General features: G+C 71.3%; 7 protein-coding genes and 1 pseudogene. 6 read left to right on the plus strand and 2 right to left on the minus strand.

Translation table 11 applies throughout. From position 1 onward, the window contains the following. Positions 1-527: 527 nt before the first annotated feature. Together ACFY15_RS36485 and ACFY15_RS36490 are read left to right on the plus strand one after the other, a co-directional pair. Positions 528-2,438 carry an amino acid permease gene (locus ACFY15_RS36485; RefSeq protein ID WP_390827034.1) on the plus strand — a complete coding sequence of 637 codons (1,911 nt, stop codon included), beginning with the start codon at positions 528-530 and terminating at the stop codon, positions 2,436-2,438. 296 nt (positions 2,439-2,734) lie between these two features. Further along, positions 2,735-3,790 carry a GNAT family N-acetyltransferase gene (locus ACFY15_RS36490; RefSeq protein WP_390827035.1) on the plus strand — a complete coding sequence of 352 codons (1,056 nt, stop codon included), beginning with the start codon at positions 2,735-2,737 and terminating at the stop codon, positions 3,788-3,790. Between the two features lie 1,094 nt (positions 3,791-4,884). Here the strand turns inward: ACFY15_RS36490 and ACFY15_RS36495 are convergent. Beyond that, positions 4,885-5,445 carry a hypothetical protein gene (locus tag ACFY15_RS36495; protein ID WP_390691680.1) on the minus strand — a complete coding sequence of 187 codons (561 nt, stop codon included), beginning with the start codon at positions 5,443-5,445 and terminating at the stop codon, positions 4,885-4,887. Positions 5,446-5,605: 160 nt separating this feature from the next. Between ACFY15_RS36495 and ACFY15_RS36500 the strand changes: the two are divergent. Next, positions 5,606-6,130 (plus strand): annotated as a pseudogene (locus tag ACFY15_RS36500) (winged helix-turn-helix domain-containing protein); the annotation flags it as partial. Positions 6,131-6,357: 227 nt separating this feature from the next. Here ACFY15_RS36500 and ACFY15_RS36505 read toward each other — a convergent pair. Further along, positions 6,358-7,167 (minus strand): SDR family NAD(P)-dependent oxidoreductase, encoded by an 810-nt coding sequence (locus ACFY15_RS36505; protein ID WP_390827036.1) that lies wholly within the window; start codon positions 7,165-7,167, stop codon positions 6,358-6,360. Positions 7,168-8,262: 1,095 nt separating this feature from the next. On the opposite strand from ACFY15_RS36505, the gene ACFY15_RS36510 reads away from it, so the two are divergent. From ACFY15_RS36510 to ACFY15_RS36520, 3 genes are all read left to right on the plus strand, one after another. Further along, on the plus strand, positions 8,263-8,760 hold the full coding sequence (locus tag ACFY15_RS36510) for a hypothetical protein (RefSeq protein ID WP_390827037.1): 498 nt from the start codon (positions 8,263-8,265) through the stop codon (positions 8,758-8,760). Positions 8,761-8,948: 188 nt separating this feature from the next. Further along, positions 8,949-10,589: a trypsin-like serine protease gene (locus ACFY15_RS36515; RefSeq protein ID WP_390827038.1), complete on the plus strand. Its 1,641-nt coding sequence runs from the start codon at positions 8,949-8,951 to the stop codon at positions 10,587-10,589. Positions 10,590-10,670: 81 nt separating this feature from the next. After that, positions 10,671-11,548 (plus strand): S1 family peptidase (locus ACFY15_RS36520; protein ID WP_390827039.1); only part of this gene is annotated, 878 nt, incomplete at its 3' end.

The following is an 11,548-nucleotide window of genomic DNA, read 5'->3' on the forward strand; positions in this document are numbered from 1 at the left end:
ATCGGCCAGATGGCCGATGACGAGATAACCGTGTCTTCATCCCGCCGTTAAGACGCCTTGACGGGGTCCATACGGGCTCGGCGGAACTCTTGACGTCGTTCTTACGCGAGGGCGCTCTGCGGCCAACCGATCAGCCCTGGTGGGCCAGTCCCGCGGTGTCCAGGGCGGCGCCTGCCTGGGCGGCCAGGGCGACGGCCACCAGACGGGCCTCCTCGGGCGGCCGCGGGTGGCCGGGGTGCCCACCGAGGAGGTAGCGGCCGTAGTAGTGTCCGCCGCCGACGACCCGCAGGTCTTCTCCTCCTGCGGTCCGGCCGGGCGGATGCCGCCCAGATCAAGCCTGCCCCTTCGCGGAGCCACGGCAACACGGGGCCACACCTCTTGACGTAGCTCTTACGCCGCCCCCGCCGACCCATATGGGACCAGTGAAAAGTAGCCGCGGAGGCGTATGGAAGGCGCCAAGAGCGCTGGTGGTCCGCCCGTTCGGCATCGACGCTGTCCTGACTTTGCTCATTCGGAGGAACGGCGACATGACCGCACACGTAGAGAAGCCGACCGCGACCGTGCCGGGGGAGGCCCGGGAGGAGCCCCCGGATCCCGGCGTGCACGGGTCGGGCGACCGGCACAAGCTGACCGCCCTCCAGGGGCTGGCAGCGCTGTCCCTGGACGCGATGGCGTCCGTCGCGTACGGGCCGGAGTCGATCGTGCTGGTCCTTGCCGCGGCCGGCGCCTACGGCCTCGGTTTCACCCTGCCGGTGACGGTGGCGATCGCCGCGCTGCTGGCGGTACTGGTGGCCTCGTACCGGCAGGTGATCGCCGCGTTCCCGGACGGAGGCGGTTCGTACGCGGTCGCCAAACGCCATCTGGGCCGACGTACGAGCCTGGTCGCCGCGGCCTCGCTGATCCTGGACTACGTCCTGAACGTCGCCGTCTCCGTCACGGCCGGCGTGTCCGCCCTGACCTCGGCGTTCCCCGGGCTGTACGGGGAGCGGGTGTGGATCTGCCTGGGCGTCCTGGTGCTGGTCACCGCCGTGAACCTGCGCGGGGTCGTGGAGTCGGCCAAGGCGTTCCTCGTGCCCACCGCCGTCTTCGTCGGGTCGATCCTCGTGATGGTCGTCGTCGGCCTCTTCCGCGACGGCCCCGTCAGCACCGCGTCCGCCGCCGGGCACGCCTCGGCCCTCGGCGAGGGCGCGAGCACGGTCGGCGCGCTCTTGCTGCTGAAGGCCTTCGCCGCCGGCTGTTCGGCCCTGACCGGCGTCGAGGCGGTCGCCAACGCCGTGCCGTCCTTCCGGGCCCCCGCCGCGCGCCGGGCCCAGCGCACCGAGGTCGCCCTCGGCGCGCTCCTGGGCGTGATGCTGATCGGCCTGTCGGTCCTCATCGGGCGCTTCCACCTCCAGCCCGTCGAGGGCGTCACCGTCCTCGCCCAGCTGGCGGACGCCTCCTTCGGACACAACGCCGCCTTCTACGTCGTCCAGTTCGCCACCATGGTGCTACTCGCGCTCGCCGCGAACACCTCCTTCGGCGGTCTGCCCGTGCTGATGAGCCTGCTCGCCCGGGACAACCACCTGCCCCACGTCTTCGCCCTCAAGGCCGACCGTCAGGTCCACCGCCACGGCGTGGTCTGGCTGGCCCTGGTCTCCGCCCTCCTGCTCGTCTTCTCCGGCGGCGACACCAACACCCTCGTCCCGCTCTTCGCCATCGGCGTCTTCGTCGGCTTCACCCTCTGCCAGGTCGGCATGGTCCGGCACTGGTACGGCGAGCGCCCCAAGGGCTGGCAGGCCAAGGCCGCCCTCAACGGCTTCGGCGCGGTTCTGACCGGTGCCTCCGCGGTCATCGTCACCGCCACCAAGTTCAGCGAGGGCGCCTGGCTGATCGTCGTGGCCCTGCCGCTGATCGTCGTCGCGTTCGAGAAGGTCCACCGTGCCTACGCCGAGATCGGCGAGCGCCTCGAACTGGGGCGGGTCCCGCAGCCGCCGCACCGCGCCCGCTCGCTCGTCGTCGTCCCGGTCTCCGGTCTGTCCCGCCTGACCAGCCAGGCCCTCACCGCGGCCCGCTCCCTCGGCGACGAAGTCCTCGCCGTCACCGTTACCCACCCCACCCCCGAGGACCGGCAGGCCGCCGAAGCCCTGTGCCGCGACTGGGAGTTGTGGAAACCGGGGGTCGAGCTCGTCGAACTCCCCTCGGACACCCGCTCGCTGGGCCGCCCGGTATCGGCGTACGTGCGCAAGCTCGCGCAGACCCACCCGGACGCCCAGGTCACGGTCCTCATCCCGGAGACCGAACCCGAGCACCTGTGGCAGCGGATGCTGCAGAACCAGCGCGGCTCCGTCGTCGCCCACGCGGTGCGCCGCGACACCGACGCCGTCATCTGCCGCCTCCGCTTCCGCCTCACGGCGCAGACCGGACCGGCGGCTCCCGACGCCGCCTTCACGGGCTCCTGACGACCATCCTCGACGGCCTTGCGGAATCCGGAACTCGGCCGAAGTCCGTCAGGACCGCATCAGAAAGTCGTCAGCGGTCTTGAGCCGCCATCCGCAAGCCAGTTGGATGGAATACATGCACCTCGGCCAGCGGCACGACGACCGGCCGCCGTCATAAGGGTGCCCACCACCGGCCCCGGCGTCACCGCCGTGGCGGTGTCCCCGGGCGTCTGCGAAACCGCGCTGAGGCCGCTGTACGGATACGAGGGGCGGCGTCCGCCGAAGGCGCCGCCTACGTCGCACGGCGCTGCGACCCGGTGTTCGAGGTGGTCAACGGCGTCTACCACGAACGCCGCGAGCGGATCGAGCCCGCTACGGGGGCGACCGCGGAGCGCATGGTCAAGCGGCTGAACGAGCTCGCCGACCACCCCGTGGGCCACGCCGTCCGACGGCGCCCGCGCACAGTCCAACCCCGGCCGCGGCGGCCGGCCGGCGCCGACCCGCCGGTGCCGGTTCCCCGCGGGGGCGGCCCGCTTCCCCGGGCCGCCCCCGCCTCCCTACCTCCCTCTTGTGACGAGGCGGCATCCGTCGTGATCGAGCTCCCTTCCCCCGGCCCCTCCGCCCTCGCCCGCTGGTTCCCCGGCGGCGCTCCCGGCCTGGCGGCCCTTCCCGAACACGTCATCGCCACGGGCGGTGGCCGCTGGTGGGCGGACCGCGCCGTGGCCCCGAAGGCGGTCGCCGTCTCCAGCGGAGACCACCTCCTGCTCCGCGGTGACCCGGGCGCGCTGAACCCCGACGCCCTCGCACGCTTCGCGGGCAGCTACGTCGAGGCCCCGGCCCGCTTCCTGCCCTTCCTGGGGGCTGCGTTCCAGCGCATCGACCCGTGGGAGCGCATGGTCTACGTGCGCAGTGCGGCCGCCACCGGGGCCCGTCCGGCGCACGGCGTCACCGTGCGCCGACTGACTCCGGGGGACGCCCCGGCCGTCGTCGCCCTCGGCCCCGGGGCGGCCTGGATCCACCGAACCTGGGGCGGCCCCGAGCGGCTCGCGTCCTCCGGACTCTGCTGGGGCGCCTTCCACCGTGGCCGTGCCCTTTCACTGGCCTGCACCTACTTCCTCGGCAGCCGGTACGAGGACGTCGCGGCCCTCGCCGCCCTCGGCCACCGCCGCCAACACCTCGCCCTGGCCTGCGTCAGCGCCCTCTGCCAGGACATCGAGGCCCGCGGCCGGACCGCCAGCTGGACCTGCTCCCGGGACAACCGCCCCAGCCGCCTCCTGGCCTGGTCGGCGGGGTTCCGCCTGACCCGCGAGTACGTCCACTACGCGACCGGCCCGGCCCGCATCCCCGCACTCCACAAGCCGCAGGCGGCCTGAGCCCACACGCGGGCGGTATGTGAGGGGATCCGCCTCAGTAGGACGGGGCGGCGGCACGATACCGGGAGACGGCGAGGCCTGGACGCGGTACTGGCGGAACAGCCGTCCGGACTGCCCGTGCACCAGGCGGTGGACCTGGCCGCGCAGGCCGCCGAAGCGCTCTCGTACGCCCACCGGGCGGACATCGTCCACCGGGACGTCAAGGCGGACGCCGGCCTGACCCGGGAGGGGCAGCCTCGACCCCCGACTCCACGGCACCGAGCAGTGCCGGGAGCAGCGGTTCGACGGTCGCGCCGACCTCTACGCCCTCGGCTGCGTCCTGTTCGCCCTCCTCACCGGCGGGCCGCCCTCCACAGCGCAGGGGGACTTCCGGAGCCGCCCGCCTCCGGCTTCACCATGGACTCCTTCGACGACGAGTTCCTGCACCCGGAGGCGACCGAGCTCGGATCGATCGTGACGGTGACGGCCGAGAGCGCGGCCCCCGAGGAGCTCCCGGATACGGACTTCCGCGCTGCCAAGGCGGCGGTCGCCGCCGCCGTCGACGGCCTGGATGAAGACGTCTCCTTCGAGGTGGTGGCGGGTTCGGACTACGCCCGGATGTGCTACCCCGACACGATGCGGACGGTCCGGGCGAGCCCGGCGACCAAGACCGAGGCGCACGCCGCGCCGGCCCGGCCGATGGCTGAGGCTCGCCGACCCGCTGCTGGCTGCGCACGTCGACGCGATGCGCGTGGCCATGCTCCTGATGGACCTGAAGGCCACGGCCGAGAGTCCCGAGGCGCCAGCGGGAGCGGCTCGCCTCCTGCGCAGGCCGTTTCACCTGCCACACCCGCGGCATCGGTACCGACTGGGAGGCGGCTCCGGTCAGATCCATCACCGCGGCGCTGTCCGGGACCCTATGGACATCGTCGTGGACCCCTCGGATCCGGTAACGGACCTGGCGGGGGAGCTGGCCTCCTCATCGCCGGGACCCGCCAGGCCTTCGCCCGCGATCTCGTCCTGCTTCCCCTGGTGGGCGACGGACGGACACTCGCCCGGCTGCCGCTGTACGTCCGTCGCGACACGGGGCCTGATCGGGCACCGCGTCGCGCCGGTCACTCCAGCCCGGAGACCTTGAACACCGACTGAGCCGTCTGCCGGTCGATGCGCTCGCCCAGTTCGCGCAGCGCGGTCGCACCGCACAGCAGGGTGCCGCGCCGGATGGAGGTCCGGGAGTCCGTGTCCACGCGCCGCCACATCTCGGGGTTGCGCATCAGGACGGCAGGGTCGATCTCGACCCGGTTCCCCTCCGTGTCCTTGAGGACCATCCGCTGTGCCACCCCGTTGTTCCAGCGGACCGAGACCAGGGAGTCGGTGCGGACGGTGTGCTGCACGAGCAGGCCGCGGGCGCTCAGCAGACCGGGCCGCGTGGAGACCCGGAGGGGCAGCAGGATCACGAAGACGAGGAACGCCAGGCCGGTCCAGAGGGCGGCCCGGGTCGGGTCGAGCCGGCCGCCGGCGGCGTCCATCCCGATGAGGGCGGTGAAGAGCAGAAGCGCGACGCCGATCGCCGAACGCCTCTCCCGGGCCCAGTGCGTGTCCCGTGCGAGCGGCCCGGGAGGCACCGTGTGCCCGTCTCGACCGCCGGTCGAGGGGTCAGTGGTAGGTCTTCCCATGGGAGCGAGATTAGGACCGGCCGGGTCGCCGGCCGAGCACCCTGACGGGGTGTTGACGCCGTACCGACGAGATCCTTACGGGTTCGGTCCGGCACTGGTCCGGGGCCCGCGTACGGGGGTCGTAAAGGTCGTGGCCCTCAGCATATGGACGTTGTCAACGCTGCCGGACATGGACGGGATCGGTGTGATCAAGAGCCTGCGGGTCTGGTCGCAGGTGCCCATCCTGGTCGTCTCCGCCCGCCACGGCTCCGAGGAGAAGATCCAGGCCCTGGACGCGGGCGCCGACGACTACCTCACCAAGCCCTTCGGCATGCCCGAACTGCTGGCGAGGCTGGCAGCCGTCGCCCGCCGGGGAACGGCGACGGGGTCGGTCGCTGTTGACGAAGCGGTGGTGGAGACCGAGGAGTTCACCATCGACCTGCTCGCGAAGAAGCCACGGCGCGGAGGAAAGAGCATCAGGCTCACGCCGACGGAATGGCGCGTGCTGGGACTCCTGATCCGCGACAAGGGGCGGCTCGTCAGCCAGCGGCGTCTGCTCCAGGAGGTGTGGGGCTTCTCCCACGGCTCCCGGAACAGCTGCCTGCGGGTGTACATGGCCCACCTGCGGCGGAAGCTGGAAGCGGACCCGGCGCACCCGCGTCATCTGATCACGGTCTCCGGCCTGGGGTACCGGTTCGAGCCGTGAACGCGGAGGCCGGCGCAGCGCCGGCCGCTCGGCGTGTCCCCTTGCACGAGGCCGGCCACCCGGGCGGGGGTGTTCTCCGGCCACGAGGTGTACGGGGCGGCCCTGTTCGGAGGGCCGCCCCGCGGTGTGGGTCGTCGGTCAGCAGTTGGGCTTGCTGCCGTGGTTGGAGCCCTTCTTGCGGCGGGCCTTCTTCTTGCGTGCGCGCTTGGACATGTGCGTGGATCCCTTCAGGCGGTGTGGCCGACGAGGAGGTCGGCGAGCTTGTTGAGGCGCTTGATGGTGCGGTCCTCGGTGGCGGCGGGGGCGGGGGAGACGCGCTCGGAGCGGTCGTAGTAGGCGCCGTTGACGATCTCCGTGGCCGGGTCGCAGAGCCGTACGACGTACTGGGCGCCCTCGGCGGCGGGGGCGCCCTCGTGGCCGTACAGCGGGAGGAGGCCGGTCTCGCACACGCCGGGGTTGACGGAGACGGCGGTGACGCGGGGGTCGGAGGCGAAGACGGTCAGGGCGAGCTGGGACTGGGCGTACGCGGCGAGGCGGGAGTAGCGCCGCACGCGCTGCGGGTCGTTCCACTGGATGGCGCCGGTGCGGTGGAGTGCGGAGGAGACGTTGACGACACGCCCGCCGGGGTCGCTGGTGAGGGCGGGCTCGAGGAGGTTGGTGAGGAGGTAGTGGGCGAGGAAGTTGACCTGGAAGGAGATCTCGTTGCCGTCGGCGGTGAGCGTGTGGCGCTCGGGTGCCGCGATGGCCGCGTTGTTGACGAGTGCGTGCAGTAGCGGGTGGTCGCGTACGACGGCGTGGGCGAGGTTCTCGACCTCCTCCAGGCGGGTGAAGTCGGCCGCGACCGGACGCAGGAGGGCGCTGTCGACGCCGGCGGAGGCGATCAGCCGGTCGGCGGCGGCCTGGGCTTCCTCGGCGGCGCGACCGTGGAGGAGGACGGTGGCGCCGAGTTCGGTGAGCTGGCGGGCAGTCTCGTAGCCGATGCCGGCGGTGGCGCCGGTGACGAGGACAGTACGTCCGGACAGGGTTGTTGAAGACATGTCGGATTCCTGGATCCTGGAAGCGGGCATGACTGACGGGCCCGGCAGCCCGGCGAATGGCGGGTATGGGCTCGGCTCATGCGGGTGATGGTGAAAGACGCGTACGAAGCCTGGGTCGTCCCCGGGGGACGACAGCACGTACGCGGATGACGCGCGGCCGGTGTCAGACGGCCGGGCGGACAGCGGGCGCTGTCGGCTGCACCCGATGAGGTGGCCGATCGTCGTAGCGCGGACCGCTGTTCATGACCTCATCCCAGCGCATCCGGGACGGGCGGACAAGATTCTCAACGGGTCCTTGACGGTCTTCTGACGTGCGTCGGGTGACGGGCTCAGCCGTGTTCGTGCAGGTCATCAGGACCGTGTCAAAGATCGACGGGCTGCGGAAAGAACGCGTCAGGAAGTGCTGTCGTGGCAGGGAGCCGGGCACAGACTGGTGCGGCGGCGGAGCCGGGTGACGTTCCGGCGGCGCTCGCCGGACGGCTCGCGTGTTCCGGTATTCCGACCTGCCCGATGGCTGCGCCCACGTGCCGGGACGGAGTCCCGAGCCGCCGAGCCGGGTCTCGATCGGCCTCAAGCACGGTTCCCCCTTGGGTGGATGCCCTGCCGTGACCCTACGCGGAAAGCACTGCATTGAACACCCTTTTCCGTGCAATCACTTATGGAATCCGAATGCTGACCGAATCTGGAATCCAATATTCCGGAACAGTGCATTCCGGCCCCTGGAGCCCGGCATTCCGATATTCCGGAAGGACATCTTCGGAGCTTCGAATTCCGGAACCTCGCACCATCCCCGATGTGGCGCACGTCACTTCGGTGTCATTGGACGGGAATTCGAGTCGAGTGCTTACATACGGAGGGCTCGCGGCGGTGCTCTTCTCGCTGCCGCAGCCGCAGCCCCCACCCTTTCCTGGGGGTTACTGCCCGCCGATTCGGCAGTTACGCTCATTCCGGGAGTGAGGGGCTTCCGCGGGGGGATGAACACTCATGGGCGTTCATTTTCCCTGCGCCGTACGGCGGTCTTCGTCTCCACCACTACCCATTGCTTCGGGTTCTCCCGAACCGACCACTAGGACAGCGATGAAGGCACGAAAGACGATGCTCCGGACTGTTGGCGCCGCCCTGGGCGCGGGCGCCCTGGCGTGGTTCGCCATCGCCGGCGGGGCGGCGGGCGGGGCGGCCGCGGACGGTGCCGCGATGAAGTCCATCGCGGACGAGGGCCCGGGTTACGCCATCGAGGACTTCGGTTACCCGAACGCCGACAAGATCCTCGCGGAGCGGGGCATCACCCTGAAGCGGGGCGACGGGCACATCGTGCTCGCCGACTGCGGGAGCGCGACCGACCTGCTGGAGGTCTGGTCCCGTGCGAACGACAAGATCTGCTTTCGCGTCACCGGCACCACCGGCTACCTGACGCTGGAGATCCCCGCGGTCTTCGCGGTCAAGGGCAACAGCTACTCGGCCCAGGTCGACATGACCACGGGCACCGAGCAGAAGAAGTACGACGTGAACAAGAACGCCTGGACCCCCGTCGGCGAGAGCGCCGACGAACAGGGTCGCGACTTCATGCTCATGGAAATCCGGACCGCCAAGTAGCAGCCGCATCGCACCCGGCGGCGACGCCTTGCCGAGATCGCATTTCTGATTTCATCACTCCGGACCCGCCGTTTTCGCGACCGTGGAATCCGGCAGTGCGCACGCGCGGCCGTTCACCAGGTCGGAGAAGCAATCGCGGCAGAGCCTCGGCCAATGTCCCACGCACCTGCTCAACCGAAGGAACACGCATGTCCTTTTCCCGTCCGCGCACCGTGTTGATCAGCAGCGCGCTCGTCTCCGCCATCGCGGTCTCGGCAGGCCTGATCACCTCGGCCCCCGCCCTCGCGGTCACCGGCCCCGAGGCCGCCGCCGGACAGCTCGCGTCCGTGGTGAGGCTGAACATCGGCGACGAGGCGAACTCCCGTGCCTGCACCGGAATTCTGGTCGACCAGACGTGGCTCGCGACTGCCGCCAGCTGCTTCGCGTCCACCCCGGGTACGACGGTCCCGGCCGGTAAGCCCGCGCTGAAGAGCACCGCCACCCTCAACGACGGCAAGGCGGTCGAGGTCGTCGACCTGGTGCCCCGCACCGACCGCGACCTGGTCCTGGCCCGCCTCGCTACCCCGGCCGCCGGCATCGCGGGCATCAAGCGTGCCGCAGCCGCCCCGGCGACCGGTGCCGAGCTGACCGCCGCCGGGTTCGGCCGTACGAAGACCGAGTGGGTGCCGGACAAGCTCCACACCGGCACGTTCACGCTCGGCACCACCGCCGCCACGACGTACGCCATCACCGGCAAGGGCACGGACGTGCTCTGCAAGGGCGACACCGGCGGCCCGCTCCTGAACGCCGCGGGCGAGCTTGTCGGTATCAACTCCCGCTCCTGGCAAGGCGGCTGCCTCGGAGCTCCCGCGGCCGAGACCCGCACCGGCGCCATCACCACGCGCATCGACGACCTTGCCGACTGGGTGCAGGGCGTTCGGGCCCTGACCCCTGGCTGGAAGGCAGAGTCCCTCGTCCAGGCCGGCTCGACGCTGTACCAGGGCATCCGGCTGGCCGACGGCTCCTGGACCGGCTTCACCGATGTCCAGGCCAAGTCCGGGGACATCGGGGGCGTGCGCACCGCCGCCGTCGCCGGGATCAACGGTGACACTCACGTGGTCGCGCTCGGCGGCAACGGACGTCTGTGGCACACCAGTCGCAAGGCGGACGGCACGTGGGGCGTCTTCGGCGACATCAACGCCGAGGCCGGCGGCCTGAGCAACATCACCCAGGTCTCCACCGTCTCCATCGGCACCGACCTCCACGTCGTGGCCGTCGCGGGCGGCCGGGTGTTCCACACCGTGCGCAGCGGTGCGAACGGGACCTGGACCCCGTTCGGTGACGTGGCCGGCGCGGTCGGACCCATCGGCGCCGTCACGTCGGTCGCCACCGCAAGCGCCGGGGGTCAGCTGCAGCTCGTCGCCGTCAGCGGCGGCAAGGCCTTCCACACCGTCCGCGCCACCACCGGCCACTGGACCGGCTGGGGCGACGTGGCGGGTGTCGCCGGTGTCACCGGCCCCATCAGCTCCGTTGCCATGGCCGGTGCGGCAGGCGACGCGCACATCGTCATCGCGACCGACAGCGGTACGAAGCAGTACCACTCCATCCGCTACGCCAACGGCACGTGGGCGCCGTTCGGCGATCTGAGGGACTACCTCGGCGCCGTGACGGCCAAGTCCGTCGCCGCGGGCACCGTGGACGGAGAGCTCCAGGTCGCCGTCACCACCACCGACAACCGGATCGTGCACACGGTCCGCCACACCGACCGCACCTGGGGCCCGACCACACCGGTCGCCGCCCGGGGCGTCACCGGAACGCTCGGCTCCATCTCCCTCGCCGGCACCCTCTGACAACCAGGACGGCCCCCCACGGCGCTTCTGGCGCCGCGGGGGGCCGCCTGCGGCCGCGCAGTGCAACCCGAAGGAACCTCCATGTCCCTTTCCCGTCCGCGCCCTGCGCGGATCTCCGGCCTGCTCGTCACCGCCATCGCGGTCTCGGCGGGCCTGATCACCTCGGCCCCCGCTCTGGCGGTGGCCGGCCCCGAGGCCGGCGCCGGGCAGCTCCCGTCCGTGGTGAAGCTGAACATCGGCGACGAGGCCAACTCCCGTGCCTGCACCGGTACCCTGGTCGACCAGTCGTGGATCGCCACCGCCGCGAGCTGTTTCGCGAGCACGCCCGGTACGCCGGTTCCAGCGGGCAAGCCGGCCCTGAAGGCCACCGCGACGCTCAGCGACGGCAAGACCGTCGAGATCACCGAGATCGCCCCGCGTGACGACCGCGACGCCGCCCTGGTCCGGCTGGCCACCGCCGTCACGACCATCAAACCGGCGACACCGGCCGCAGCCGCCCCGGCGACCGGTGCCGAGCTGACCGCGGCCGGGTTCGGCCGTACGAAGACCGAGTGGGTGCCGGACAAGCTCCACACCGGCACGTTCACGCTCGGCACCACCGCCGCCACGACGTACGCCATCACCGGCAAGGGCACGGACGTGCTCTGCAAGGGCGACACCGGCGGCCCGCTCCTGAACGCCGCGGGCGAGCTTGTCGGCATCAACTCCCGCTCCTGGCAAGGCGGCTGCCTCGGAACTCCGACGACCGAGACCCGCACCGGCGCCATCACCACCCGCACCGACGACCTCGCCCAGTGGATACGGGACACGGTCCGCCCGGGAGTACAGCACGATCTGAACGGTGACGGCCGGTCCGATGCGGTGATGACCTACTACCACGCGGATGGTTCGATCGGTTTCTACACCTCGCTCGGGAATGCGGGTGGTGGGTTCGGTGACTTCACGCCGGGGTATACGGT

Origin of the sequence: Streptomyces sp. NPDC001373, from assembly GCF_042895815.1 — a bacterium.
GTDB lineage: Bacteria > Actinomycetota > Actinomycetes > Streptomycetales > Streptomycetaceae > Streptomyces.